The sequence below is a fragment of the Pontibacter pamirensis genome, assembly GCF_010015475.1.
GTDB classification, from domain to species: Bacteria; Bacteroidota; Bacteroidia; order Cytophagales; family Hymenobacteraceae; genus Pontibacter; species Pontibacter pamirensis.
Window position 1 is genome coordinate 58,934 of sequence record NZ_SSNI01000016.1, and the last position, 26,213, is coordinate 85,146.

Genomic DNA, 26,213 nt, shown 5'->3' on the forward strand with positions numbered 1-26,213 from the left:
TGCCGCATGCGCACGTTTATTTTAACGGCCTTGATGTGCTTAGGCTTTGCCTTGCATACTTCTGCCCAAAACCTTAGTTCTGCTGTTAGCAGTGGCCGCACTTGTGCCACTGATGCGTATACAGCGTTACTACAGGCAAAGGACCCGGAATTAAGAGAGCGTCAGCAGGTACTAAAACAAAAAATCCAGCAGTCGCTGATACAACAGGGGCGGGCGCAGAAACGGAGCACCGATGTTGTGGTTACTGTTCCGGTTGTGTTTCATGTGTTGTATAATGCTGAGGAGGAGAACGTGTCGGAGGCCGCTTTGCTGTCGCAGTTAGAGGTGCTGAATGAGGACTTCAGGAGAATGAATGCGGATACCGCGAACACACCAGAGTATTTCCGATCCTATGCCGCCGATACCAGAATCGAGTTCTGCCTGGCTTCTGTAGACCCTAATGGAGATCTGACCAATGGCATCACCCGCACCCGCACAACTAACAGCGCCTTCAGCTATGTTAGCGACAATGTAAAGTACACTGCGAAAGGTGGCGTCGATATCTGGGACAGAGACCAGTACCTGAATATCTGGATTTGTAACCTGGGTGGAGACATCCAAAGTAATATCTTAGGCTATGCTACCCCACCAGGTTCCCGCGCTGTGAATGATGGTGTTGTCCTGCATTATGCCTCTGTAGGCGCTCCGCCTACCAATAATTTTAAATGGAATTACAATATGGGCCGTACCGCAACGCATGAGGTGGGTCACTGGCTTGGACTGGGGCATATATGGGGCAACGGCTCCTCCTGCACAGACTCTGACGGAATTGATGACACACCAAACCAGCGGGAAGAAAACGGCGGGTGCCACACCGGAATAAAGAACTCCTGCGACGACAGCCCCTTTGGAGACATGTATCAGAACTACATGGACTACAGCGATGATGCCTGTATGAACCTGTTCACAAAGGGCCAGGCAGATTATATGCAAACGATACTTGCCACGTCGCGCAGCAGCATTCTGAATTCTCTTGCCTGTACCCGCACCCTCCGGTCTGACTTTGAAACCACCTCACCAAACGACACGCTGGTTATAGCAGGAAATACTGTTAATTTCTCGGATCTTTCTGCGGGAATCCGCCCTATATCGTGGTACTGGGAGTTTGAAGGAGGTGTTCCTGCTGTCTCTACACAGCAAAACCCTTCCGTTACTTATTCCAGGCCAGGCAGGTACGGTGCTAAACTAACGATAACAAACGGAGACCTGAGCAGCACCGAAGTAAAAGAGAAGTTAGTACACGTAACGGTAAGTGACCTGGTGGTATATCCGAACCCAACAACTGATTTCCTTACTATAGAGCAGCCTGCGCGTATTCTGGTACGCCAGGTAGAACTGGTAAACAAGTTGGGGCAGGTAATTATTAACGAGCAAATCAGCAGCCGCGTGTTACGCCTTGACGTGCGCGACCTGCCACAAGGCCTTTACATTCTCCGCATAAAGAGCTCCAATGGCACAGAAGTGAAGCGAATTAGTGTGTTAAGGTAGTTTGGGGAAAGTACTCAGGTATAAGGCATCAGCGTTTTTAGTCCCAGCGGCACGACCCGTTAATAGCACGATGGTCTTGACACACCTTTAGCTCCGGAGGAGCGGCCTGTTTAAAATAAATTTAAAGGCCGCTCCTCCGGAGCTAGAGAAGAAATGACTGTCTTTCTACCAACAGTTCGCCCCGCTGGGGCTGTAGCACAACGTCAGTTTATGTCAGAATTTACTCTCCCTGCAGTGTTACAACTACTGTGCGTTTAGAGGCGTGGTTGCGGTGCTCGCAGAGGTAAATGCCTTGCCAGGTGCCGAGGTTTAGCTTTCCTTTTGTGATAGGCACAGTGACAGAGTTGCCGAGCAGGGCGGCTTTCAGGTGTGCCGGCATATCATCCGAACCTTCTAGGGTATGGCGGTAGTAGGATTGGTTTTCCGGCACCATGTGGTTGAAGTGGCTCTCGAAATCCTGGCGCACCGTAGGGTCTGCGTCTTCGTTAATTGTTAAGCTGGCGGAAGTATGCTTGATGAAGACATGTGCCAGCCCCACGTTTATATCTTCCAGTTCAGGCAGCTGCGCCTCCAGCAAATCAGTGATTAGATGAAAACCTCTTTTCACGGCTGGAAGCCTTACTTCTTTCTGATACCACTTCATAGCTTTTACGATTTTAAATAAAGAATTCTGAACGAGTGAATGTTATCCAGTACAGTTTGACTGCACCGGATGCTACGTATAAGACCTTAATCAACAGCTCGCTCAAAAGCACCTGCGTCCGGAAGGCTTGTACTGCGGGTAGTGCCTTTCAGGTCTGATAGTACCTCCGGGAGAAACCTGGCAGCACCACTGGCTGGGGACAAAGTGTCTAGGGTAAAGTCAGCTTTGGCTGGCGCTTCAAACTTGGGCGCTTCATTCAGTTTGTTGCCACTTTGCGCAAAAGCTTCTTTATATACCTCCGTCAGGAGCAGGTTGTTGCTTACCTCTGTAGCAGCGTCCAAAGGCGATAGCAGCACCTCATCTTTTAGGCTGTAGCTGTCAGAGTAGATAATGGAATTCACCAGGCGCAGTGAAGTCGGCTGGTTCTCTATTTCTGTTCCCGGAATGAAATCTGTGACAACAAACAGCGGTGTTTCGCGCACCATTCTGTTGTTATAGCTTACGATGGTAGAGTAGAGCACTTCATAATTGCCGCCCCCCAGGCCCCCGAAGCCGTACTGTCCGCAGTTATATATCAAGGTGTTCACCATCTTTACATCCGAGGTAAAAGCGACGATGCCATCCACATAGGCATGAGATACCGCACATCCTTCCACTAAAGTTCCTGCTTTGCCCGGGTTCCCGATGCGCAGACCATATAAAGTATTTCGGATGTCAGCATACTGTATTACGTTATCACTGCTCTTTGTCAGTATCCGAATGCCTTCCCACTGGCCGGGTGCTGTTAGATAGGCTTCTTCCTGCCTGTAGCCTCCGAATATCACGCGCTCTTCCGGCGTACCCTCCACCAACAGACGGCCATTTACCAAAAGCACTGATTTATCTGTTCCGTAAATACGGGATCCTTTTCTGATGGTCAGGGTAGCACCTTCCTGCACCAGCACCGAATCCAGCAGTATATGGGGCTTGTCACTTTCCCATACAGTTTCCCCTATGGCCTCTTTGCGGTGGAAGTAAGCGTTCTGCCCATAAGCTACCAGCTTTACGTCCTGCTGTTGCCCATTTGTCTGGAACAGGACAGAGTCTGCTACCAGAAAAGGTAAATTCTCATCTGAAGGGTTAATGTTTACCTGCACTAGCACATACAGGCTGTCGCCGCCACGTAGATTCACATCGTTAGCCAGCGGGCTTTGCACACCATTAATTGTCAGCTGGTAAGGAGAGGCAGCAGCACCCGCCAACGTAATCTCGCTGATGCGGACAGCCTTTTCGTTGCGGTTGTATACCTTTAAGCGCTTAGTAATGCTGCCCCGGCTAACGAATACCGTATCGAACAATACAGTATCCGCCGAGAACTCCAGCACTGCAGCAGGATCTGTGGTAATCACCTCATCCCTTGGCTCGCAGGAGAACAGGCAGAGCAGCAGGAGCAGAGGCAGTAGGAAGAGGGTGTATTTCAAGGTTATTTGAATTGTTTGACTGTTAAATTGCTACATGGCTGTTCTGGATGATTAAAATTTTCCAGGTTCGCTAGCTAAAGTAGTATGGAGGTTTGAACTTAAGAAGAGTTGATGGGTGATTGACTTAAACAACCATACAACCATCAAACAATTTAGCCATTTAAAACAAAAAAGAGTGCAGCTTCAGCTATTCCTGCTTTACTGCACCCTTTCTATAGATAACTACTGTTGCTGTTATTACTCTGTTGCGGCACCTTCTTTCAGCCTCTCCGCATTCTCCGCCATACGCAGTTCTTCCACGAAGTCTTCGATACCGCCGTCCATCACATTCGGCAGGTTGTAGACGGTATAGCCGATGCGGTGATCGCTTACGCGGCCTTGCGGATAGTTGTAGGTACGGATTTTATCGGAACGGTCGCCGCTGCCTACCATGCTCTTACGCTGTGCGCCCTCGGCTTCATTCTTCTTGGCCAGCTCAATCTCGTAAATACGGGAACGAAGTACAGCCAGGGCCTTGTCAAAGTTCTTTAGCTGCGATTTCTGGTCCTGGCACTGCGCCACAACACCCGTTGGGATGTGCGTTAAGCGCACCGCAGAGTAAGTCGTGTTTACCGACTGCCCGCCAGGCCCTGACGACATGAACAAATCTTTGCGGATGTCGTTCATGTCCAGTTCTACATCAAGTTCCTCCACCTCTGGCAGCACCACTACGGAAGCTACCGATGTATGAATGCGGCCCTGCGTTTCGGTGGCTGGCACACGCTGCACACGGTGCACACCAGACTCAAACTTAAGCTTGCCATACACGTCTTCGCCAGACATGCCCACGATGATTTCTTTATATCCTCCGGAGGTACCTTCTGTGGCATCGATGAGTTCTGTGCGCCAGCCCTGCTTTTCAGCAAAACGGCTATACATGCGGTACAGGTCACCGGCAAAGATAGAGGCCTCGTCGCCACCCGCACCGGCACGAATTTCCATGATGATGTCTTTGCTGTCATCCGGGTCTTTCGGGATCAGCATCTCTTTCAGCAGATCCTCCATCTCCTCACGCTGTGGAATCAACTCGTCCAGCTCTTCTTTGGCCATTTCCCTGAAGTCCTCATCCTTTTCGGTGGCAATTACCTGCTTGGCATTGTCGATGTTGCTCAGGATGTTCAGGTACTTCTTATATTCAACTACTATCTTGTCAAGGTCTTTATACTCTTTGTTCAGCGACTTATATTTCTTCATGTCGCTGGCCACATCAGGCTGGGTAAGCAACTGGCCCACCTCCTCAAATCGGTGATTAATGGCTTCTAACTTATCTAACATTGTTCTTCTCGGGTTTTATCTCTGCAAAGATATAAAATTGCAGTGTAGTTTCTTTAATACAATTCAGGCTAAAAAGTTGTTCAATGGCCGTAAAGTATTCATTTAGATAACCTTGCTACCTGTGCTTATAGTTTCCGGATGTGTGCCAAAAAACAGCTTCAAAACAATTTATACGCAGCACTGTTGGCTTTTTTAATGAGCAAAGGCTGCATGTTTGGCTTGAAACATTTAATTTTGCACCCAGTATCTTAAATAGAGTACAATAATCTGATTTTTTAAACTGTAATAAAACGATAAACATATGGCCGTTATAAAAGCAACAGACAACGATTTTAGCGATATACTTAATGGAAACGAAAAAGTGGTGGTGAAATACTATGCCGACTGGTGTGGAAACTGCCGCCTGTTCTCTCCTAAGTTCAAGCGTATGTCTGATGATGAGCAATTTACAAATGTTGCCTTTGTGGATGTTAATGCTGAGAACAGTCCCGAGGCCCGCAAGTTTGCCGGTGTTACAAACCTGCCTTTCTTCGCCACTTTTAAAAACGGCAAACTGGTTGACACTGTAGCCGCCAGCAAAGAAGAAGCCGTTCGTGACCTGATACACAAATTAGACATTTAATCAAAGACATGAAGATACCTGCTATAAAGAAGCTTGTTGAAAATAATAATTTAGAAGAACTGATGGCCGCTGAGGCAGCCATTGTAGATGAACAACCAATTGCCATTGAGGTAGAGGGGGAGGATGAAGGCGAGCAGCTAACACATGTGCTAGCCGCTGTTTGGATTCTGAACGAGATGGAAGACAATGGTACTGATTTCAAAACTGCCCTGCGCATGTATACCCAAAAGGTGCGTGTTTCTATCAGCTAACAAGACTTTGTAAAATAAAGGCGAAGGCCCGGGATGATATTACATCCCGGGCCTTCGCCTTTATTTTGTGTTACTTTGAAAACTGTATCAGGAACAAGAAGCCTTATGTCGCTTTACTCAAATAGCCTGACTTACAGTTAATGTAACGCAAAGCCATATTTATTCAGTTTTAGTCCCAGCGGGACTGTTGCATGTCGTTCTACAGGTTGTTCTTTGAGAAATACTCTTCCGCCATTTTACCTCCCTTTTCTGTGCATATACCGCGCACATAGTACAGATAGATGCTCCTGAAGACTTCAGCCAAGTTATAGCGATTAGGCGGAAATACGGCAGGATTTATCATCATAAAGAACTGCTCCATTATGATTTTAGTCACCAACTGCAGGTTGATATCTTTCCTAAAGTACCCTTGCAGAATGCCTCTGTTTAGAATTGCACTGTTCTGGTGGTGCGAATAATTGCTGAGGTAGTCCTGTGTTAGCATCCACGATTCAGGGTAGTATTGCTGCATATCGCTTATCATGAGCGGGTTTGTTTTACTTAGTGTGCTTATCCCATCCTGCAGCAGGATCATAATCTCCTCCACAGAGTTATTCGCACTGGCCAATAGCCGTATTTGCTCTTGTTTCTGCATTTCAATGTTAAAGAGCGTCACCTGCTTCACCATTTCAGCTTTGCTGGAAAACAGCTCCTGATAAGTTGTCCCCGGAATACCCACTTTCCGGAGAATGTCTTGCTCCTTATTGGCCTCAATTCCTTCCGCCTTGAACAGGTACAGAATCCTCTCTAAAACATTTTCTAGTAAAGCCATACGATTGCTGTTGTCATCCGTCTCAAATAAGGAAGCCGGGTTTACGTAAACGCACGAATAAAAGCTTCGGCACCCCCTTAAATTTAAGCACTATGCAAATATAGCTTTCCCTGACAAATTAAAAGTGCAAATTGAGATAGTTGCCTGAAATACTACAATTGACTAAAGAGGCATATAAAGAAGACCAACTGCACCAGGTATACGTAAGGCGCCAGCTTATTTTTTTTAAAGATGTAAGCTTTCTGGAAGTAGAGCTGCAGCAAAAAAGCCACGGCAAACCAGCCAATGAAGTTTGAAAGCGGAATGGAGCCGCCTTGCCAGCTCCAGAAATCATACTGCATGGCCACGGGCTCTATAAAATAATCCAGCAGCACCATAAGCAGCGCACCTGCGAGCGCCTTTGCCAGCCAATGCAATTTTAAGTAGTTGCTGATGTGGCCGGTCGTGTACACCAGCATCAGCCAGTTCAAGCCAATGAGCAGAGGCACCTCCCAAAGCTTCAGACCCAGGGCAGCACCGTAGCTATAGCTACCAAACAGCAACCCGGTATGCACGCCTAGCACCTCCGATAGGAAGCCTACCGCAAACACCACCACAGCAAAAAGCACAAAAGCTACGTTCCATTGCCGGTGAAAGCTAAAGAGCAGCACGTTCGTAAGCAGCAGGTTCATCGGCGTCAGTTGCTGGAAATACGTTGGATTACCGCTGAACAGCAGCCCCCATAAGCCTACGCAATGGAAAATAACCAGCACTGCCACTGCAGAAGGCAGCGCATACTTCCTGTACTTTTCCACGGCATGCTTAACAGCAGGAGCTGATTGTGTGGTGTCGGGCATAGATTTATACTTTCTCAACTGGTGTTACGGCTGGCACCAACTGTCCAACAATTTTAGCTGAAAGCAGGCACAACGGCACACCGCCACCCGGGTGCACACTACCACCGCAGAAATAAAGTCCCTCAATCTGCGAGCTAAAGTTTGGGTGGCGCAGAAAAGCGGCCATCATGTTGTTGGAGCTGCTTCCGTACAAAGCGCCCGCAAAAGACGAGGTACGGCTTTCGATCTGGAGAGGATCCAGCACCTGCTCCTGGTCTATAAGTTCTTTTATATTCGTATGCAGCATGCTGCTGAGCTTCTTCAGCACTGTTTCACGGGTAGTAGCTATTAGTTGTTGCCAATCCTGCCCCTGGTGGTGCGGCACATTCACCATCACAAACCAGTTCTCACACCCAGCAGGTGCGTCCGCAGGCTCCAGCTTAGAAGTAATATTCACGTATACAGTCGGATCCAGACTGATGGTCTTACGCTGGAAGATATGTTCAAACTCCTCCCGGTAATCTCCACTAAAGAAGATATTGTGCAGGTGCAGCTCCGGAAACTGTTTCCTGATGCCCCAGTAATAAATGAGCGCAGAGCTGGAGCGTGGCTGCTTCAGGGTTTTCTCCGGAGCCGGGTGGTCGGAGAGGAGCCTGCGGTAAGTAGGCACAACATCCATGTTACTCACCACGACATCCGCATTATGATTGCCCTGTGCTGTTTTCACGCTCATCACTTTCCCGGCAAGCGTTACTATCTGCTCTACGGGCTCGTTATACCTAAATTCAACGCCCAACTCCTCCGCCAGCTTTACTAAGCTGGCCGCAATGGCATACATACCGCCTTTTGGATAAAAAGCGCCTATATTGTGCTCCAGGTGCGGAATGATGTTCAGTGTGCCAGGCGCCTGGTACGGATCAGAGCCGTTATAGGTGGCGAAACGATCCAGCAGCTGCACAAAACGCGGGTCTTTAAATTTGTTTGCATTTGCCTGGTGCATGGTTGTGGTCAGCCCTAAGTCGGTGAGGCAACCCAGCGCTTTTAATATATCCGGGCTCAGGTAAGTGCCCGCCTTGTGCAGCGACTTGTTGAGAAATGTGTCGGCAGTTCCTTTGTACAGCCGCCTGCTCCGGGCCAGCACCTCCCGCACATCCTGCTCCGGCACCCCTAACTGCTGCGCTGCCTCCCGGGCAAACCGCTCCGGGTCAGCATAGGCTTTTAAATGGCTGCCGTCGGGCCAGAAGTAGTGGGTGATAGGGTTGAGGCGGGTATAGGTAAAGTAGCTCGCAGGTTTTCGTCCGGCCAGTTCAAACAGCTCATCCACGAGGCGTGGCAACGTGAACAGCGAAGGTCCGGCGTCGAAGCGGTAGCCGCCCAGCCAGAACTCATGCATCTTGCCGCCAAAGCTGCCGTTGGCTTCGTAGACCGTTACCTCGTAGCCTTTCAGGGCCAGCCGGATAGAGGCGGCGATACCTCCTATGCCTGCTCCAACTATGGCTGCTTTCTTCATACTTACAATGTACGCAGTTTTAAACTTTTGTGCTCTTAACCAACAGAGCCGAAAAAGGTTTTGCTCCAGCAGTTGGAGGTAATATTCATAGAGAGGCCTGAGCGCTTTGTTAGCTGCTGCAGAAGAGGTGTTTTTGCTAGTGCATCCTCCTGAACACTTTCTGATAGACTGGCCTCCGCATTCCGAACTGCAGCTTCATAAGCGGGTAGAGTAACAGGTCCAGCAGTTTTATGCCGGTGCTGTAGGTGATAATGTCGTGGATGATGGCACCGCTGCCGTTTTTAGTTATAAGGTGTTTGTGCTGCCAGTAGCGCAGGGGAGGGGGCAGTTCCTGGCCTTGGTCTATGAAGTAAGCTTCTGTTTCGGTTACTTCCCTCTCTGTAATCAAGCTGGTCCAGCGGAAGGATTTTATCCCCGTTTGCAGTTCTACCTCCACCACATCGCCGGGCGCACTGCCATCAAAGCGCCGCAGCTTCAGGCGCGGGTAAGGCGGCGACAGCTTCCTGAACAGTTGCTCATCAAAGGCGTTAAATACGGCCATGTAGTCTTGTTGTACAGGTGTTTTCAGGTGAAGCTGCATGATTTGACTTTTAATGGTTAATTGCTTTATACTGCCGCCGATATTCGAGTAGTAGTATATAGTGTGCGTGAGCCTCCAGACGCACTTGTGCAGCCTTGGGTCAAACCACCCCTGCCCCTCCTTGTCCAAGGAGGAGAATTGGATACTATTGCTTTAACCCTCTTCCAGAGTGAAAGTTTTACCTTCTGAAAAAAGAAAAGCCGCTGCATTGGCTCCTGCAGCGGCTTTTCTGATGCCTTTCAACAATGAACAATCAGCAATTTTCACCCTAACTCAACAAGCTTTCAATATCGTCTTTTGTCAGGTTTTTGATGATGGTTTCGTCGGTGCTGATGAGGTCGGTGACCAGCTTGATTTTCCGGTTCTGAAGCGCCAGTATCTTTTCTTCTACGGTGTCTTTGGTGATGAACTTGTACGTGAATACCGTGTTCTGCTGCCCGATGCGGTGCGCACGGTCAACAGCCTGCGCTTCTACAGCCGGGTTCCACCAAGGGTCCAGGATAAACACATAGTCGGCGGCAGTGAGGTTAAGGCCCACACCACCCGCTTTCAGGGAAATCAGGAACACCTGTATGCTTTCGTCATTCTGGAAGCGCTCTACCTGCTCCTGCCGGTTCTTGGTGTTACCGTCTAAATAAGCATATACTACCTTCCGCTCGTCCAGCACCTTTCGGATAATCTCAAGGTGCTTTACAAATTGACTGAAAATAAGCACTTTATGCCCTTCACCAAGTATACTCTTTGTCATGCGCAGCACCTCCTTCAGCTTTCCGGACTCGCCTTCGTAGCCGGGGTCTGTCATCAGCGGGTGGTTTGCAATCTGGCGCAGTTTTGTTAAGCCCTGCAGGAGCATAAACTGTGTATTGCCTGGCCCGTGCTCTTCCAGGTTTGTAAGTATCTTGTTGCGGTAGAAGGATTTTGTTTCCTCGTAAGCATGCTCCTGCTCCTCCGTCATTTTGCAGATGGTGGTATGCTCTATCTTCTCAGGGAGTTCCTTCGCCACCTGCGATTTATGCCTGCGCAAAATAAACGGCTTGATAAGCGCGTGCAGCCGGCGTGTTTTATGCTCATCCTTCTCCTTCTCAATCGGCTTCAGAAACTCCTTCCGGAAGAAATGCTGGTTGCCCAATAGGCCAGGGTTAATAAACGACATCTGCGCCCATAAATCCATCGTGCTGTTTTCTACCGGTGTACCTGTCAGTATAAGCCTGTGCCGTGACTTCAGGGAGCGCACTGCTTTAGAGGTGCTGGAATCCGGGTTCTTGATGGCCTGCGACTCATCCAGAATGATATAGTCGAAGTAGTAGGTTTTCAGCAGTTCCGCATCGAGGCGCACAATACCATAGGAAGTCAGAATGACATCATAATCCTGAAACTGTTCCACGTTCTTGTCACGGTAGGTGCCGGTATACGTCAGGATGCGCAGGTTTGGCGTAAACTTCTGCGCCTCATTCAGCCAATTGTATACCAGCGAAGTAGGCATTGCCAGCAGTGAGGCTGACCCGGCGCCGCTTTCTTTACGGTGCTGCAGCATCGCCAGCGTCTGCACGGTTTTACCAAGGCCCATATCATCGGCCAGGCAACCACCGAATTTATAGTTCTGCACAAAGTGCAGCCAGTTGTACCCCGCTTTCTGGTACGGTCGCAGCTCTCCCACAAAGCCTGCCGGCATCGGTTGGTCTTCTATTGCCTCAAACTCCCGCAGCTTCTCCAGCTTCCGCGTCATGGTTACGGTGGCGAGGTTGCCCTGCTGCAGGTCGTTCACCAGCGCCATATGGTGCTTCTTCAGCGTCAGGTGGTCTTCGCCCTCGGAAAAAGCAAACAGCTCGATATACTGCGTAAACCACTCTTCCGGTATCACGGCAACTTGGCCGTTGGGCAGCAGGAACTCGTTATTTTTTGTCAGGATGTGGTTCTTGAGGCGGATAAATGGGATTTCAAACTCTCCGAAGCGCACAGTTCCGTAGATATCAAACCAATCGTTTTTTTCGGTGATGCCAACATCCAGCGTTATCTCGCCTATAAAATAATTCTTCCCGCTTTTCTCCGACTGCCGCACTGTAAAGCCAAGTTCTTCCAACTCTGCCAGGTTGTTGTTCAGCCACGAGAAAGCATCGCTCTTGTCAAGCACCGCCTGCCCGTTCTTCACCTCCAGGGCACGCTTGTTCAGCTCCTTCACAAAGACTTTCTCATGGTTCAGGTCACGGATGAGCTTGTGGAAGACATACGAATCAGGGGTCTTCTCCATGCTCACACTGATACGCTTGGCCTCCTGGGTCTGCACCATATAGCCACCGTATTGAAAGGCCAGGTTGAAAACGATCTTCGTATGCTGACCTGCACGACGCTCTGCTTTGCCATCGCCGTTACTGCCGTTTACCTTTACAGCGGGTGCCTCAGCGGCAGCTATCTCCGAAAACGAGAGGTAGGGGCTTGGTTCATACTTCTCTGCCCGTATATCGAAGCCTTTGGCATGCACATCAAAAGACTCTACCAGCGGCGCCACAAATTTCTTGTAGTAGTTTTCCTCTACCGAGCGGGGTACTACAATAAATTTCTTGTTCAGGAAGGGTTGAAGCTTTTTGCCATCCACATCCTTCTCGAAGCTATACACTACATCGTTGAGCATCAGCCAGGCGGGTTCGTAGCAAATCAGCTCCGCGTTCCGGTACTGGAAATCTAACTTCTGGCCGGCATACTTTATCGTCGGGAAATAATGGGTGTTGTCGGCGTTGCGCATGAAGTGGAACAGCACCGTGGCTCGCTCCGGGGCAATGTTGATGCGCTTCCAGGTAGGTTCGCCGTCTTTGCCCATGATAAAGGTCATCTTGTTGCGGAGCAGCTCCAGAATCTTGCCCATGCGCCCCTGAATATAATGGCTGATGGTTTCCTGCAGCGCCTTGTCTCCCTTCTCCGGGTCATAGGTTTTCAGGAAGAAATCAACAGGTGTCATTCTTTTAGAGGAAAAGCGCTTCAGAACGGCATCCTGCTGCACCTGATCCATAAGTGCGATAAGCTTGAAATCGTCGGCATCGAGCCGGGAGGCAAACTCATCCGCATTCTTAGCGGAAATATTCTGGTGTTGTAAGGTAAGCTGGCCTTTAGAGTTTACCTGCACCACGAATGATTCGAACAGGTACCCCAGGTACTCATGCTCGAAGAGCGAATAAATAACCTGAAAAGGCTGAGTGGTGTAGACTTTCATGCCAAAAACAGTTTTAGGGCTCCGAATTTAGCCTTTCTACTATTTATTTCCTATCAAAAACATTGTTTTTAGCCTATAACAGGAACGTGAAGGAGTTGGAAGATACAAATAGTGCGTCAGTTTGCCCAAAGTATGCTCCTTTTGCTCTTGAGCATGTTTAAACTTTATTTTTCTGAGCTGAAAATGTACGCTCTCAGAATTCAACAGCTGCTATTTTAGCTGCTAAATGTTCTCTGTTACTGACATAGCAGCGGCTTTGCGGGCGGGCCGCACCGACACGAGAATTGTAATAACAACGATGGCTATACCTGTCAGTATAAAATCTCTCACCTCCATTTTTACCGGATAAGCCTCTACTACCGAGGTAGACATGCCCATACTCACCATACCGAAAGTCTGTTGCAGGTTGCAGATGAGCATGCCGATGGATAGCCCGTATGCCGCCCCAATAAAGGCTACCAGGGCACCTTCCATTAAAAAGATGTTTCGGATGGTATTAGCAGTAGCACCCATAGAAGCAAGAATGGCGATGTCTTTCTTCTTATCAATCACGAGCATAGAAAGGGAGAAGAAAATATTGAGGGAGGCAATACCCAGTATAAAAGCGAAGGTAATGAACACGAACAGCTTCTCTACCTTCACGGCGCGCAGCAGGCTGGTGTGTTGCTCATCGCTGTCCTGTATCCTGAAGCTGTCTCCTAATTCCTGCTGTAAAGCGGCTTTTACCTGATCTACCCGCGCCCCATCCGCTAATTTTATCTCGATGGCGGTGCGGCGGCGGCCGTATTCCAGCAGCTCCGCAGCAAAATTCAACGGCACAAACACATAAGAATCGTCGTACTGCCGCTCGATGGCAAAAATGCCTCCGGGCGCTATATCCAGAGCATTGAAGGCTCCTTCGGGGTTAAGCGGGTTAAACCTGGTGTTGCGGGGATACAGAAACTGCAGCGGCACAAACTTGTTATTCGTCCTGATAGAGAGTTGGTACTGCACACCGCGGCCGATCAAGGCATAATAGGCATCGTTTTGAATTAGCTGGCTGTGCCCTTCCACCACCGACGAGTCGATTTCGTTCTGCTCAAAAAAGTTCTCACTCACGCCCTTTACCTTCACCACCATCTGGCGATCGTTGTAGCGCAGCAGGGCATTGTCTTCTATCACCTCCGACACCACCGCGACGCCCGGCATCTGGCGGATGCGGTTCATAAACTCTGTATCGGTCTCAAAAGACTTGCCCTCTACTGCCGTAATCTTCAGGTCAGGGTCAAAGCTGGAGTAGATTTCCCGGATAAGGTCTTCCAAGCCATTGAAAACGGAAAGCACGATAATTAGCGCAGCCGAACCAACCGCAACGCCAATCATGGCGATGTTGGAGATAATGCTAATGATGTTTCTCTTCTTTCTGGAGAAAAAATATCGCTTCGCTATCAGAAAAGGAACATTCATCATTGATTGCTAATTGTTTATTGCTGATTGTTTGCTAGTTAAACGTTCATTGTTACGCGTGCTGAGACAACAATGAAGCCATTTAACAATCCAACAATTACTTATTTCCAGGCTTTCACAATCAGGCCGGTGCCTGATTTGTGGTTGCCGTTCACGTCCATCCAGTTCAGCACGAGGCATACCGGGAAGGTAATGAGGTAATAAAAAGGCAAAACCAGGAAGAAAATTTTAGAGACGTTCAGCAGCAGCAGCGGATACTTCATGGACAAACGCCACGATACCTGGCCTGGCTTGCCGTATGAGTAGCGTGCTTTTACTTTGCTGAACCCCGCCAGTTTTAGCTTATCCTGTATCTCCTGAATATTATACCCGTCGCGCACGTGCTCTTCTATGAAAGAAGCTTCATCGTCGCCATGCACATCGGAGCCGCCCTGGTCGGATGGCGTGGAGATAACAAGCATACCCCCATGGCGCAGTGAAGACTGGAAGTTGCGGAACACCTCCACATCCTCCAGGATATGCTCCATCACGTCTACTGATAAAATAAGGTCGTAGCTTTTAGGCTCCCGGTACTTCACCAAGTCTGCAATCCGGAACAGCACATTGTGGCGGCCAATGGCACGGATAAAGCAGTTACTGTCGGAAATCTGCTCTTCCTTCACGTCCACTGCCAGTATGCTCCACTTGCGGCTCATGCCAGACAGATAATACGTATACTGGCCAAAGCCGGAGCCTGCATCCAGAATATGCTGCTCTTTGTCGCGGCGGCCTTGTGCCCACTCGCGCAGCTCTTTGTGCACGTGCCAGGTACGCAGCAAAAGCAGGTCTAGGAGCTTGTAAAACACGCGGCGCAGGAAAGGCGTTCTGTTAAACGCGTCGCCCAGCACCCGCTTTATCGGGTCGTATTGCATAAAGGTGATGAGATACTATAAGCCTGGGTATGTTTCCTCGTCATCCTCGGTGGCAGGCGGTATGTCGATGTTGTCGAACAATTTATCTATGCGGGCTGCATATTCCGCGCTATCGTCCAGAAAGAATGCCAGCTCAGGCACAATTCTTACCTGCTTACCAATGCGCTGGGCCAGCAGATGACGGACAGTTTTGGTATTGGCGCGCACTTCTAAAAGCAGTGATTCTGCGTTCTGCGCCATCATGACGCTGATAAATACCTTGGCAAGGCCCAGGTCCGGCGAAACCCGCACCACGCTGACTGATATGAATGCGCCGCCAAAAAGATGCGGCACCTCCCGCTGGAAGATGTCTGCTAATTCTTTCTGAATCAGGCGCGAAAATTTCTGTTGTCTTTTACTTTCCATATGAAGCTGCAAATATCATATTAATTTCGCATTTTTACCCCAAAAGCGCCTTACTCATTTCAGGTTTAGGGCTTTTGCATTGTTTTGGGACGAAAACAATGGCCGGCCAGGCTTTAGAGAAGCTGAGCATCCGCTTGTGTTTTCTAAAGCTTAACCGGTCTCTCTTGTCCTTTATTGTAGTTTCTTCTAACTGTGTCTTTACTTGATTAGTTACTTCCGAAGCATACTGCCTTCCCGACTGATCCTGTTGGTTTTGCTTTTTCTTGCTGTTCAGCTTCCGCTCATTTTATGGAATATATCTGCCACTGCACCTGAGCTACTGCACATGCTGGTGGGGGAGCGCATGTCCGACGGCTTTAGTATGTACCGCGACATATATGACAACACGGCCCCGGTCTCTGCGCTGGTGTTCTGGGCTTTGGACGCGCTGGCGGGTCGGTCTTTTCTGGCTTACCGGCTCACGGCGATGGGTTTGCTGCTGCTGCAGGCCCTGCTACTGAACATTACGCTTAACCGCCATAACGTGTATGACACCAAAAATTACCTGCCCGCGCTGCTGTACCTGATGCTGGGGAGCCTTTCATTCGAGTTCAACATGCTCACGCCGCTGCTCATCGGCAACACCTTTATCATCCTGTCGCTGCCGTACATTATTACCCTGTCGCGGGAGGGGTTCGACAATAACCGCTTGTTTGTGGGTGGGTTTATGCTGGGCCTGGCTGCCATGAGCTACCTGCCCCTGGCCCTGTTCCTGCTGATAGGCGTGTTTGCCGTTATCTTTTTTGCCTCCAGCACCTTTAGGAGCATGCTGCTGATGTTGTGCGGCTTTGTTTTTCCGTATGCTGTCCTGCTCACCTACTACCTCTACACTAATACCACACAGGAGTTTATAGAACTGCACCTGCTGCGCCCCTGGCAACTGCAGGTAAATTTCCTGCGTCCGCCAGCCGACGTAGCAAAGCTGATGGCCATACCAGCCGTAGTGCTTTTGCTCTCGCTATTGAGCTCAGCTTCTCTGCCACAGCGCCTCGTTTTCCAGGACAAGTTTAAGCAGTTGATGTGGGTGTGGCTGTTCACCAGCTTTGTAGTCATCTTCACAAGAGACGAGATTTCGATAGCTACCTTTATCCTGTTGCTGCCGCCAATAGCCTACTTCAGCGAATTCTTCTTTACCTCAAACCGCAAGATGTGGCAGCTGAATTTTGTTATTCTGTTGGTGATTGGCTGTATGCTGGTGCTACGCTACAGGCACATGCTCCACATCAACAGGTTTCTGCTGCTGGACGAGTCGCCGCTGCTGTTGCCCGAAGAGCCTGACCTGCCGATGCAACAGGCTACTGTGCTGGTATTAGGCAAAGATGTCAGCTACTATACACAGAACAAGCCTGTAACACCCTACCTGAACTGGAACCTGGCCCAACGCCACTTCGGACGGTTGAACGAGTATCAGGCTGTGTTTGAGATACACCAGAACCTCAGCCGGGAAATGCCTGCTTATATTGTAGATAAAGCGAACCTGATGCCGGAACTGAGCTATAAGCTGCCGCGTATTTTTGGGAGGTACAGTGCCACCAGCACTGCAGGGGTGTATGAGCTGTCTAAATAAAGCTGATTCTTTTTTGAGCCTCTTTTCAAGATAATACCGCTTTTCCTGAACTGTTTGCCATAGCTTCTCAAGAAATTTCTGAGCCAGGAGCCTCTGAGTATGATTGATGCTGTCTAAGCTACCGTTGAAATGGCTTATCCAGCGGCATCTCACTTACAGTTTCATTGTTTCTCTCTGAGCTCTCAAGGCCGAGAGGCCTCGTCTTTGGGCATCGCGCTGTGTATATTTCCTGCCTATCGGCTGCCACTAGCGTGGCACCGGAAATTTAAAAGGCGCTCAACCCAAAGACTGGAAACTCCTTCACTTCGTGCTGAAGAATAGAAAACATGATAAATTATCTGAAAGGAGCTTCTTCTCACTTGGTATAACAGAACATAAAGCTTCCGCTTTGCCAAAAACAAAAGGGCGCTGCACATATAAAGATGCAGCGCCCACTTATTAAAAAAGGCAGCCTTAGCAGGCTGTGATTTTGTCTACGCGGGTCTGGTGGCGGCCACCTTCGAAACCAGTTGAAAGGAAAACTTTCACCATTTCGCGTGCCACATCCTCCGACACAAAACGGGCTGGTATACACAGCACATTGGCGTTGTTATGCTCCCGCGCCAGCTTAGCCAACTCAGGCTTCCAGCACAGCGCTGCACGTATGTCGTGGTGTTTGTTGGCCGTGATGGCCACACCGTTGCCACTGCCACAGATCAGGATACCGAAGTCAGCCTCCTCGTTCTCCACCGCTTTTGCAAGCGGGTGCACATGGTCCGGGTAATCTACGGAAGCGTCAGACTGAGGGCCAAAGTCCTGTATTTGATGGCCAAGCGTTTCCAGTACAGCTTTTACCATACTTTTATAGGTATAGCCGGCATGGTCTCCGCCTATTGCAATGTTCAGTGCCATTATATTGTATTGTTTTCGTTCAGGTTCTTCAAATCTCTTTTACGGATTGACTGCGAGATGTTTATGCTTACCTCGTACAACAGCATCAGCGGCATCGAGATCAGCAGTTGGCTGATAACATCCGGAGGCGTAATGATAGCCCCTATAATCAATATTACTACAAAAGCATGGCGGCGGTAGAGTTTCATTGTCTCAGCCGTTATCAGCCCTGCCTTGGTCAGGAAGTATACGATGACGGGCATCTCAAACATAAAGGCACAGGCCAGGCACAGCGTGGTGAGGGTGGAGATATAAGATGAGAGGTCAAACTCATTTATAATTGTCGGGTCTACCTGGTAGCTAGCTAAAAAGTTAATGGAGATAGGCGACACCACATAGTAACCAAACAGCAAGCCCATCACAAACAGGATAGACACAAAAAATACTGCTCCCTGCGAGTTTTTCTGCTCCTGCGGATACAGGCCCGGCTTCACGAAGCGCCAGATTTCCCAGAAGGCGTAAGGGAAGGCACAGGCCAGGCCCAGTATGGCAGATACGAGCAGGTGCATGGTGAACTGTCCGCTCATCTGCCGGCTTTGGATGGTGAACCCCATCTCCGTGATACAAAGCACATCAGAGCCAATTCTCTGCCCTATGTCGCACATTACCCGGTAACTCAGGAAATCTGTGCGGGAGGGAGCCAGAATGATATCATGGAACACAAAGCTTTTTGCTAAAAAAGCAATGGTTCCGAATATAAGGATAGAAGCTAAAGCCCGGATAAGGTGCCATCTCAGTTCCTCGAGATGGTCCACAAACGACATCTCCTGCGACTGCTCTTCTCCTTGCTGCTCTTCCCCTATCTGTGGTTGATCCATCATCACAATTGTGGCCCCTGTTCTATAGTGTTAGTAAGCAAAAAGCGGATACTCTTGCATCCAGCTGTTAATGTCTTTACGTGCTGCGCTGATCTTGCTGTCGTTGTCGTGGTTTGTCAGCACATCGTCTATCAACTCCACAATACGCACCATGTCGTTTTCTTTCAGGCCACGGGTAGTCACAGCTGCTGTACCTACACGCATTCCTGAAGTCACGAATGGTGATTTATCGTCAAAAGGCACCATGTTTTTGTTGATGGTAATATCGGCTTTTACCAGCGTGTTCTCTGCCAGTTTACCTGTTAGTCCTTTCGAACGCAGGTCGATCAGCATCATGTGGTTGTCTGTACCTCCTGATATGATGTCGTAGCCTCTTTCTACAAACGCTTTGGCCATCGCCTGCGCATTTTCCTGCACCTGCTTTACATAACCAAGATAGTCATCAGAAAGTGCCTCATAGTATGCCACCGCTTTTGCCGCAATCACGTGCTCCAGCGGACCGCCCTGCGTACCCGGGAAAACGGCGCCATCCAACAGGGACGACATCATGCGTGTTTCACCTTTCGGTGTTTTCAGGCCATAAGGATTTTCAAAGTCTTTCCCCAGCATGATCATACCGCCTCTTGGGCCACGCAAGGTCTTGTGGGTAGTGGTGGTTACAATATGGCAATGCTCAAACGGATCATTCAATAAACCCCGCGCAATCAGGCCGGAAGGGTGGGAGATATCTGCCAGCAGCAGGGCTCCTACCTCATCGGCGGCGGCACGCAGTTTTTTATAATCCCAGTCGCGGCTATAGGCGGAGGCTCCACAGATTATCAGCTTCGGACGCTCCTTGCGGGCTGTCTCCACTACTTTATCGAAGTCGATGAGGCCTGTTTCCTGCTCTACACCATAAAAGGACGGGCTGTACAGCTTGCCCGAGAAGTTTACCGGGGAGCCATGCGTTAAGTGCCCGCCATGCGAGAGGTCAAAGCCAAGAATTTTATCACCAGGCTGCAGCAAAGCCAGCATGACCGCTGCATTTGCCTGTGCGCCGGAGTGCGGCTGCACGTTTACCCACTCCACGCCAAACAGCTCTTTGGCGCGGTCGATGGCCAATTGCTCCGACTGGTCCACTATCTCGCAGCCGCCATAATAACGTTTGCCCGGTAAGCCTTCCGCATACTTATTGGTCATCACGCTGCCCATGGCCTGCATCACCTGCTCTGAAACAAAGTTCTCAGAGGCAATCAGTTCGATGCCATGCGTTTGGCGGATTTTCTCTTTCGCTATAAGGTCAAATATGGCTGTGTCTTTTTGCATTGCTCTTTGGTTGGTTTATCCCTTTCAAAATTAAAGTATGCTACGGAATAAACCAATGTTTCAGAAGTTTATATACGGCGCGGCAGCGGTTAGCAGATTTAGGTGGTATAAATATTAGCAGCAGAAAGTTCTGTAAAAGCAAAAGCCCGGCACCACATGGCACCGGGCTTTTATACTAATAAGGTTTAAGTATTACTGCTTCACTACTTTTACCTGCCGGTGCTGACCGTTCATCTCTACAGTTAGGATATACAGGCCACTTGGCAGTTGGTCGTAAAGTGGCAGTTGCATTTCAGTCTGTCCTTCTTTCACGTCCACTGCTTTCTGATACATCCGCTTGCCAGTCATGTCGTGCAGCGTTACATCCGCTTTACCGCTTTCCTCTACCGTGATGTACACTTTCGAGTTATAGTTGAGTGGGTTTGGAGCTACCAGCACCTGCAGTGCCAGCCCCTGTGCTCTTCCTGTAACGGCTACCACTTTGCTGTAAGAAGATGTTCCATCCAGGTCCACCTGCTTCAGGCGATAATAGCGGGTGCCGCTGGCATTGCCCATGTTATGCGTGAAGTCATATGAAGTGCGGATGCTGCTGTTCGTCGTCTTGCTATCTACTCGTCCTACTTTCTCGAAACTATCTGCCGCATTCAGCGACGTCTCTATTTCGAAGTGAGAGTTATCCTGTTCCGAAGCAGTTTCCCAGGTCAGCAGCGCCTTGTTTCCTTGAACGGCTGCTTTAAAGAAGATGAGTTCTACCGGGAGAACGGTAACGGAACTACCGTTAACAGCTAGTGCTACATCCGTTGCATTCAGTGAGGTATGCATGATGTTTCCACTGTGTGTACCTGTTCCTGCGGGATTGTACCTAATGTAAATAGGTGTTGTTCCTATAGTAGTAGAACCTGTAGGTTTGGGCACGAACACACTCTGTGTAAATCTTACATTATCTGAAGACACCTCAAACTCAGTAGGTGCTACTATAGTTATGTCGCCTTCCATGTTTGTACCGCTCACAGTATAGCTCTGTGAAGTTGAAGGAGCACCTACCTGAGTAGAAAATGCTGTAAGGGATGCAGTAACTGTGATAGTTGGTTTGATTACAGTATAGGTCGGCGTGGTGCCCGAGCCGTTTGCGTTAGCCACCGTGATAGCACCAGTCTCGGCGCCCACCGGCACCTGGGTCTGCAGTGAAACGGAACCGTCGCTGTTGGTGATTTTCACGAAGGTGGCCGCCACCCCGCCGGTGAACACCACCGACGTCGCGTCCGAAAGGTTAGAGCCGGAGATGACAACGAAGCTGCCTATCTTGCCGGAGGTCGGGTTGATGGTCAGGTTCGAAGGAACAGGCTTGAGAACTGTGAACGCAATGGAGGCCGTGCCATCAGGGGTTGTCACTGTCAACGGACCTGTCGTGGCGCCAATCGGCACCTCCGCGTATACGATGGTACCATTGCTGGCAAAGTCCTCCTCAAAGGCTGCGCCTACTCCATTGAAAGTCACTCCCGTTGTACCACCTAAGTTCGTTCCTGTGATGGTCACTATCGCCAGTTCATAGGCTGCTGGCGGGTCTACTGAGGTGATGGTTGGTTTGATTACGGTATAGGTCGGCGTGCTGCCCGAGCCGTTTGCGTTAGCCACCGTGATAGCACCTGTCTCGGCACCAACTGGCACCTGGGCCTGCAGGGAAACTGAACCGTCGCTGTTGGTGATTTTCACGAAGGTGGCCGCCACCCCGCCGGTGAACACCACCGACGTCGCGTCCGAAAGATTGTCTCCGGAGATGACAACGAAGCTGCCTATCTTGCCGGAGGTCGGGTTGATGGTCAGGTTTGAAGGAATGGGCTTGAGAACCGTGAACTCAATGGAGGCAGTGCCTTCATCGGTTGTCACTGTCAACAGACCTGTCGTGGCGCCAATCGGCACCTCGGCGTATACGATGGTACCATTGCTGGTAAGGTCCTCCTCAAAGGCTGCGCCTACTCCATTGAAAGTCACTCCCGTTGTACCACCTAAGTTCGTTCCTGTGATGGTCACTATCGCCAGTTCATAGGCTGCTGGCGGGTCTACTGAGGTGATGGTTGGTTTGATTACGGTATAGGTCGGCGTGCTGCCCGAGCCGTTTGCGTTAGCCACCGTGATAGCACCTGTCTCGGCACCAACTGGCACCTGGGCCTGCAGGGAAACTGAACCGTCGCTGTTGGTGATTTTCACGAAGGTGGCCGCCACCCCGCCGGTGAACACCACCGACGTCGCGTCCGAAAGATTGTCTCCGGAGATGACAACGAAGCTGCCTATCTTGCCGGAGGTCGGGTTGATGGTCAGGTTTGAAGGAATAGGCTTGAGCACTGTGAACTCAATGGAGGCAGTGCCTCCGGGTGTTGTCACTGTCAGCGGGCCTGTCGTGGCGCCGATCGGCACCTCCGCGTAGATAATTGCGTTACCATTGGCATCTACACTTTCCTCGAAGGCCGCGCCCACTCCGTTGAAGGTCACTCCCGTGGCACCTCGAATGCTTGTACCAGAGATAGTTACTACCGCCAGTTCATAAGCCGCTGGCGGATCTACTGAGGTGATAACCGGAACTCTATAGAGAACAGTAAAATTAATAGAGCCTGTGCCGCCAGGTGTTGTCACCGTTAAAGGACCTGTTGTGGCACCAGCTGGCACGGTCGCATCTATCACTGTGTTGCCATTACTGTCCAGTCGCTCCGTAAAGGTTGCGGGCACCCCGTTAAAAGAAACTTCTGTTGGAAGGTCCATATAGGTTAGATAGTCACCAGAAATGGTTACTACTTCCAGTTCGTATGCCTCTGATGGACTTACAGACGAAATAACCGGGGTGGGAACTACATCAAAAGAATTACTATTAGCGCTCAAACCACCTGCAAAAACTGTTACAGGTCCATCTACAGCACCTGCAGGTACAAATACACGTATTTGCGTGTCGCTAAAAACTGTCATTTGAGCTGAAACGCCACTACTGAATTCTACCCTGTCTGCGTTAATGAATTCAGAACCCTCAATAATTATTTCTTTACCAACACCACCTATATAGGAAGACAAGCTGGTAATAACAGGTCGCAGGATGGTTCCTTCCCCCGTTAACAGAATCCTGTACGGATTTTCATCGCTGTCGCTATTCCCTATTTGTACTTCTGCATTATAAGTACCATGAGCAGTTGGGCTAAAGGTAACCTGAAGAGTAGCTGTTTGCCCGGGGTCTAAAAAAGCTGCATAGCCAGCTAGTGCAACAGAAAAGTTGGCAGCATTAGCTCCGGTTAAAGATGGAGGATCAAGGCTTAGCCTGCTTGTACCAACATTCTCTACCGTAACCTCAGCTGTTTTAGACTTATTTAGGTTAACTGTACCAAAGTTGTGTGTGCTACCACTCAAAAAATTGACACCTGCTATTTTCAAATTCATTTCTGGTCCAGTAGGAGCAGCTGTAATCTGAGCATTATCCAGGAAAAGGGCTTTAGTTCCTTTCGTCTGCATATACAAACGTACAGATCTGGTAGTAGAGCGAAGAGAGCTTTCTACCGGGTAAACTTTATCGCTACCTGCCATTACATTAGAAGTCTTGTCTATATTGGTGCCTACCATTGTATACCCGCTTCCAATTGAACTAGATTCAAGCACCTGGAAAACACCGTCAAAGCTCCCAGTAAATCCTGAATACCTCAGGTTGAAAGAAACTTTATCAGGTACACCTATAAAGTCAACTTGTATATAAGTATCTGTAGCAGTATAGCTGGCGGAGCTTGCTGTCCCTGCTGTTGTAGTAGGAATATCTACAGTAGTTGAGCCTACACCAGAACTACTCCAGCCTGCAGGCAAAGTAGTCCAGACTGTGTTGCTTGTAGGCAAGGTGGCCTGCGCAAAACCTTGCGCCACAAAGCCAATCAGGAATAAGCACTGCAGGAGCAGCGAAAGAAGAAGCCTTTTCTTGCGAGGGGGAGGGTAGACTTGTGCCATAAATTGTACTTTAAGTTTTAAAAATATAATTAGGTATATTCCTATATTAATGGTTTTATATCCACACAAATAACTATATTTTATTTTATAGTTTAGCAAATATTTATAACTATTTTTTTATCCGTTCTTTTAAAATATAGGAATAACTTAATGTATATAAGAAATAATGAAACTTACACTAATCACCCATAGTAAGCTTTTCGCAGGCATTATGAGTTGCTTTACCCCTTGTTAATAATCTGAAGCTTTATCATTGTTACTCATATTTTATGAGAAGCAAACTGTACTTTACATTAAACTACTAATGCTTATAAGATTCGTTCAACTATACTATATAAAAATATAGATATGTTTCCTTCCCCCAGTAAAATCCCAACACTGATTGCACAATTCTATTTCACAGGCAGTGTATCAAAAGATTAGTTAATGCTATGGTTTGGGATCTAGATTTAAAGGAAGCTTTTTGCGGAGAGTTCCCGACACTGTGGTTCAGGAAGTGGAGTAAAGCACCAGCACATTGCAAGGCTCACAATAACAAAGGGTACATAGTTTATAAAGACAATGCATGAAAAACAACCTCACCAATGTAAACAAAGGCAGTTTGACCCTCTTTATTCAGGCTATTAATGGTTAATGCTTCTAGCTTTTCCTAGCCACAGGATAAGGCCGATCCTGGTTAGGCTGTATGTACAGTTCCTGTGTGTCTAAATTTAAAGCTATGAGGTTGCCATAAGCGGCATTGCGGTAGTAGACGCAGCCAGCGTCCAGGTTCAGTTGCTGGTCTTTGTGCGCGACTGACTTCTTGATGCTGTGGAGGGCGGTGGGGGTATGGCCGTGCAGCAAGCCTTTGTTGTCTATTCTTTGCCAGTCTACCTCATAACCCCGGATGTTCAGCATAGCATCTTTATCCGCGAAAATATCGTCTTGTGTAAAGTTGAACCCGGCATGCACGAGGTAATAGTCCGGCAGTTCGAGGTGGTAGGGCAGGCTTTTCAGAAACTTCCTGTATTTCTTCGGAAGGTCTTCGAATGACTCAATCTGAAAGCTCTCCAGTACAAGCTTTTTCTCGGTGTCCGTTAAGCTTAGAGCTTTGGGTCCTTTCTTAGCGGCTTTCAGCAGCATCTGGTCGTGGTTGCCGCGCAGGCAGTGTACCTGGTATTGCTGCTCCTGCAGTTCCATTATAAAATCGATAACGCCTTTGCTGTCCGGCCCTTTGTTTACCAAGTCGCCCAGCACGTATAGCTCGTCTGTTTTCAGAAGGTTCAGCTGCTCATGCACGAGTGCTCTGAAAGTACGGGCACAGCCGTGTATGTCGGTCAGGGCGTAGCGGGCCATGTGGTTTGGTGAATTGCGATTTGGTGAGGCAAAGGTAGTACAAAGAGAAATAGCACCCGTTGCAGCAGGTGCTATTTCTCTTTGTACTTAGGTAAGGTTATCAATTATACTTGTTGTTGTCAATACCGGGCTTGTCGGTGTTACGGTTCGGGTTGTTTGTGATGGTGTTCTGCCCTGCCGCCTCATCTGGCCCATCTGTATGCTTTTCTTTTAACTCTTCGTGCTCTGCACGCGTTTGACCAGGATCCACTGGCTTTCCGCCAGCTGCTTTGTCCTGGCCTTTTCCGGTTGGTCTTCCTTCGTTTTCTGCGTTATCCTTTGTGTGCTTATATGATGGCATAATTTCCTCCTTCTAATTAAAATGTTACATGAGGCACTGCAAAAAAAGAACATACTACAGCACCTATACTTATACTTTTAAATTGGCTTAAGCGCCACGACCTTCTTCCTCGGTCCGCATATTATCCGCCGGCGGAACACCGTCGTCAGAATAATCATTTACGCCGGTAGCGCTTGGTCCGTTGCCAGCTGTGTCGCTGCCATAGCCTTCTTTTCCGTCGCGGTTACCGAAGCCACCGCGCTGGTGCTCGTTCTTTGGCGGATCTGCACCCGGTATAATATGCCCGGCCTGCATCTCCTCCATACTCGTGTCGTCTTCTATTACCTGAAATCCCCTTTTGTTGGGCTCCTGGTTCTTCAGTTTATTTTTATCTTCTTCATCTTCAGCCATAATCGTAGTTTTTAATA

22 protein-coding genes are annotated in these 26,213 nt (G+C 49.0%); 4 read left to right on the plus strand and 18 right to left on the minus strand.

What is annotated here, in order from left to right:
* The first annotated feature begins 6 nt into the window (after positions 1-6).
* Positions 7-1,527, plus strand: a complete 1,521-nt coding sequence (locus tag E1919_RS14495) for a M43 family zinc metalloprotease (protein WP_162054122.1) — start codon at positions 7-9, stop codon at positions 1,525-1,527.
* Between the two features lie 220 nt (positions 1,528-1,747).
* Here E1919_RS14495 and E1919_RS14500 read toward each other — a convergent pair whose 3' ends face one another.
* The 3 genes from E1919_RS14500 to prfA all read right to left on the minus strand — a co-directional run bounded on the left by E1919_RS14500 (position 1,748) and on the right by prfA (position 4,944).
* Positions 1,748-2,170 (minus strand): secondary thiamine-phosphate synthase enzyme YjbQ, encoded by a 423-nt coding sequence (locus E1919_RS14500; RefSeq protein WP_162054123.1) that lies wholly within the window; start codon positions 2,168-2,170, stop codon positions 1,748-1,750.
* Between the two features lie 86 nt (positions 2,171-2,256).
* Positions 2,257-3,630: a hypothetical protein gene (locus E1919_RS14505; protein WP_162054124.1), complete on the minus strand. Its 1,374-nt coding sequence runs from the start codon at positions 3,628-3,630 to the stop codon at positions 2,257-2,259.
* Between the two features lie 237 nt (positions 3,631-3,867).
* The gene (gene prfA, locus E1919_RS14510; RefSeq protein WP_162054125.1) at positions 3,868-4,944 is read right to left on the minus strand and encodes a peptide chain release factor 1; all 1,077 of its coding nucleotides are present in this window, start codon (positions 4,942-4,944) and stop codon (positions 3,868-3,870) included.
* 301 nt (positions 4,945-5,245) lie between these two features.
* Here prfA and E1919_RS14515 point away from each other — a divergent pair, with 301 nt between their 5' ends.
* Both E1919_RS14515 and E1919_RS14520 read left to right on the plus strand, forming a co-directional pair.
* Positions 5,246-5,566 carry a DUF6568 family protein gene (locus tag E1919_RS14515; protein ID WP_162054126.1) on the plus strand — a complete coding sequence of 107 codons (321 nt, stop codon included), beginning with the start codon at positions 5,246-5,248 and terminating at the stop codon, positions 5,564-5,566.
* A gap of 8 nt (positions 5,567-5,574) precedes the next feature.
* Positions 5,575-5,817 carry a DUF6952 family protein gene (locus E1919_RS14520; RefSeq protein WP_162054127.1) on the plus strand — a complete coding sequence of 81 codons (243 nt, stop codon included), beginning with the start codon at positions 5,575-5,577 and terminating at the stop codon, positions 5,815-5,817.
* A 199-nt stretch (positions 5,818-6,016) separates the two neighbouring features.
* Here E1919_RS14520 and E1919_RS14525 read toward each other — a convergent pair whose 3' ends face one another.
* The 8 genes from E1919_RS14525 to rbfA form a co-directional block, all read right to left on the minus strand.
* Complete coding sequence (locus E1919_RS14525; protein WP_162054128.1) at positions 6,017-6,628, minus strand: TetR/AcrR family transcriptional regulator; 612 nt, start codon at positions 6,626-6,628, stop codon at positions 6,017-6,019.
* Positions 6,629-6,780: 152 nt separating this feature from the next.
* Positions 6,781-7,464: a carotenoid biosynthesis protein gene (locus E1919_RS14530; protein WP_162054129.1), complete on the minus strand. Its 684-nt coding sequence runs from the start codon at positions 7,462-7,464 to the stop codon at positions 6,781-6,783.
* Between the two features lie 4 nt (positions 7,465-7,468).
* Positions 7,469-8,953 carry a 1-hydroxycarotenoid 3,4-desaturase CrtD gene (crtD, locus tag E1919_RS14535; RefSeq protein ID WP_162054130.1) on the minus strand — a complete coding sequence of 495 codons (1,485 nt, stop codon included), beginning with the start codon at positions 8,951-8,953 and terminating at the stop codon, positions 7,469-7,471.
* Positions 8,954-9,089: 136 nt separating this feature from the next.
* Positions 9,090-9,662: an SRPBCC family protein gene (locus E1919_RS14540; RefSeq protein WP_237144397.1), complete on the minus strand. Its 573-nt coding sequence runs from the start codon at positions 9,660-9,662 to the stop codon at positions 9,090-9,092.
* A 139-nt stretch (positions 9,663-9,801) separates the two neighbouring features.
* The gene (locus E1919_RS14545; RefSeq protein ID WP_162054131.1) at positions 9,802-12,738 is read right to left on the minus strand and encodes a DEAD/DEAH box helicase; all 2,937 of its coding nucleotides are present in this window, start codon (positions 12,736-12,738) and stop codon (positions 9,802-9,804) included.
* 222 nt (positions 12,739-12,960) lie between these two features.
* Positions 12,961-14,187 (minus strand): ABC transporter permease, encoded by a 1,227-nt coding sequence (locus tag E1919_RS14550; protein WP_317168228.1) that lies wholly within the window; start codon positions 14,185-14,187, stop codon positions 12,961-12,963.
* 98 nt (positions 14,188-14,285) lie between these two features.
* Positions 14,286-15,095 (minus strand): class I SAM-dependent methyltransferase, encoded by an 810-nt coding sequence (locus E1919_RS14555; RefSeq protein WP_162054132.1) that lies wholly within the window; start codon positions 15,093-15,095, stop codon positions 14,286-14,288.
* A 15-nt stretch (positions 15,096-15,110) separates the two neighbouring features.
* Positions 15,111-15,500: a 30S ribosome-binding factor RbfA gene (gene rbfA, locus E1919_RS14560; RefSeq protein ID WP_162054133.1), complete on the minus strand. Its 390-nt coding sequence runs from the start codon at positions 15,498-15,500 to the stop codon at positions 15,111-15,113.
* Between the two features lie 253 nt (positions 15,501-15,753).
* Between rbfA and E1919_RS14565 the strand changes: the two genes are divergently transcribed.
* Entirely contained in the window at positions 15,754-17,106 is a 1,353-nt protein-coding gene (locus E1919_RS14565; protein ID WP_237144399.1) for a hypothetical protein, read from the plus strand.
* A gap of 453 nt (positions 17,107-17,559) precedes the next feature.
* On the opposite strand, the gene rpiB is transcribed toward E1919_RS14565, so the two are convergent.
* From rpiB to E1919_RS14600, 7 genes are all read right to left on the minus strand, one after another.
* On the minus strand, positions 17,560-17,997 hold the full coding sequence (gene rpiB / locus E1919_RS14570; protein ID WP_162054135.1) for a ribose 5-phosphate isomerase B: 438 nt from the start codon (positions 17,995-17,997) through the stop codon (positions 17,560-17,562).
* On the minus strand, positions 17,997-18,854 hold the full coding sequence (tatC, locus tag E1919_RS14575) for a twin-arginine translocase subunit TatC (RefSeq protein ID WP_162054194.1): 858 nt from the start codon (positions 18,852-18,854) through the stop codon (positions 17,997-17,999). The genes rpiB and tatC overlap by 1 nt, the downstream gene beginning before the upstream one ends.
* A 30-nt stretch (positions 18,855-18,884) precedes the next feature.
* Complete coding sequence (glyA, locus tag E1919_RS14580; protein ID WP_162054136.1) at positions 18,885-20,159, minus strand: serine hydroxymethyltransferase; 1,275 nt, start codon at positions 20,157-20,159, stop codon at positions 18,885-18,887.
* Positions 20,160-20,351: 192 nt separating this feature from the next.
* Positions 20,352-24,131, minus strand: a complete 3,780-nt coding sequence (locus tag E1919_RS14585; protein WP_162054137.1) for a choice-of-anchor D domain-containing protein — start codon at positions 24,129-24,131, stop codon at positions 20,352-20,354.
* A 639-nt stretch (positions 24,132-24,770) separates the two neighbouring features.
* Positions 24,771-25,466 (minus strand): metallophosphoesterase, encoded by a 696-nt coding sequence (locus E1919_RS14590; protein WP_162054138.1) that lies wholly within the window; start codon positions 25,464-25,466, stop codon positions 24,771-24,773.
* Between the two features lie 100 nt (positions 25,467-25,566).
* The gene (locus E1919_RS14595) at positions 25,567-25,806 is read right to left on the minus strand and encodes a hypothetical protein (protein WP_162054139.1); all 240 of its coding nucleotides are present in this window, start codon (positions 25,804-25,806) and stop codon (positions 25,567-25,569) included.
* An 87-nt stretch (positions 25,807-25,893) separates the two neighbouring features.
* Positions 25,894-26,196, minus strand: a complete 303-nt coding sequence (locus tag E1919_RS14600; RefSeq protein WP_162054140.1) for a hypothetical protein — start codon at positions 26,194-26,196, stop codon at positions 25,894-25,896.
* Positions 26,197-26,213 lie beyond the last annotated feature (17 nt).

What these genes read in the sequence shown, in the direction of transcription:
- E1919_RS14515 (WP_162054126.1), top strand. Translation starts at nt 5,246, where the DNA reads ATGGCCGTTATAAAAGCAACAGACAACGATTTTAGCGATATACTTAAT.
- crtD (WP_162054130.1), bottom strand. Translation starts at nt 8,953, where the DNA reads ATGAAGAAAGCAGCCATAGTTGGAGCAGGCATAGGAGGTATCGCCGCC.
- E1919_RS14500 (WP_162054123.1), bottom strand. Translation starts at nt 2,170, where the DNA reads ATGAAGTGGTATCAGAAAGAAGTAAGGCTTCCAGCCGTGAAAAGAGGT.
- E1919_RS14595 (WP_162054139.1), bottom strand. Translation starts at nt 25,806, where the DNA reads ATGCCATCATATAAGCACACAAAGGATAACGCAGAAAACGAAGGAAGA.
- rpiB (WP_162054135.1), bottom strand. Translation starts at nt 17,997, where the DNA reads ATGGCACTGAACATTGCAATAGGCGGAGACCATGCCGGCTATACCTAT.
- E1919_RS14590 (WP_162054138.1), bottom strand. Translation starts at nt 25,466, where the DNA reads ATGGCCCGCTACGCCCTGACCGACATACACGGCTGTGCCCGTACTTTC.
- prfA (WP_162054125.1), bottom strand. Translation starts at nt 4,944, where the DNA reads ATGTTAGATAAGTTAGAAGCCATTAATCACCGATTTGAGGAGGTGGGC.
- E1919_RS14530 (WP_162054129.1), bottom strand. Translation starts at nt 7,464, where the DNA reads ATGCCCGACACCACACAATCAGCTCCTGCTGTTAAGCATGCCGTGGAA.
- E1919_RS14495 (WP_162054122.1), top strand. Translation starts at nt 7, where the DNA reads ATGCGCACGTTTATTTTAACGGCCTTGATGTGCTTAGGCTTTGCCTTG.
- glyA (WP_162054136.1), bottom strand. Translation starts at nt 20,159, where the DNA reads ATGCAAAAAGACACAGCCATATTTGACCTTATAGCGAAAGAGAAAATC.
- E1919_RS14545 (WP_162054131.1), bottom strand. Translation starts at nt 12,738, where the DNA reads ATGAAAGTCTACACCACTCAGCCTTTTCAGGTTATTTATTCGCTCTTC.
- E1919_RS14585 (WP_162054137.1), bottom strand. Translation starts at nt 24,131, where the DNA reads ATGGCACAAGTCTACCCTCCCCCTCGCAAGAAAAGGCTTCTTCTTTCG.
- tatC (WP_162054194.1), bottom strand. Translation starts at nt 18,854, where the DNA reads ATGGATCAACCACAGATAGGGGAAGAGCAGCAAGGAGAAGAGCAGTCG.
- E1919_RS14520 (WP_162054127.1), top strand. Translation starts at nt 5,575, where the DNA reads ATGAAGATACCTGCTATAAAGAAGCTTGTTGAAAATAATAATTTAGAA.
- E1919_RS14550 (WP_317168228.1), bottom strand. Translation starts at nt 14,187, where the DNA reads ATGATGAATGTTCCTTTTCTGATAGCGAAGCGATATTTTTTCTCCAGA.
- E1919_RS14600 (WP_162054140.1), bottom strand. Translation starts at nt 26,196, where the DNA reads ATGGCTGAAGATGAAGAAGATAAAAATAAACTGAAGAACCAGGAGCCC.
- E1919_RS14555 (WP_162054132.1), bottom strand. Translation starts at nt 15,095, where the DNA reads ATGCAATACGACCCGATAAAGCGGGTGCTGGGCGACGCGTTTAACAGA.
- rbfA (WP_162054133.1), bottom strand. Translation starts at nt 15,500, where the DNA reads ATGGAAAGTAAAAGACAACAGAAATTTTCGCGCCTGATTCAGAAAGAA.
- E1919_RS14525 (WP_162054128.1), bottom strand. Translation starts at nt 6,628, where the DNA reads ATGGCTTTACTAGAAAATGTTTTAGAGAGGATTCTGTACCTGTTCAAG.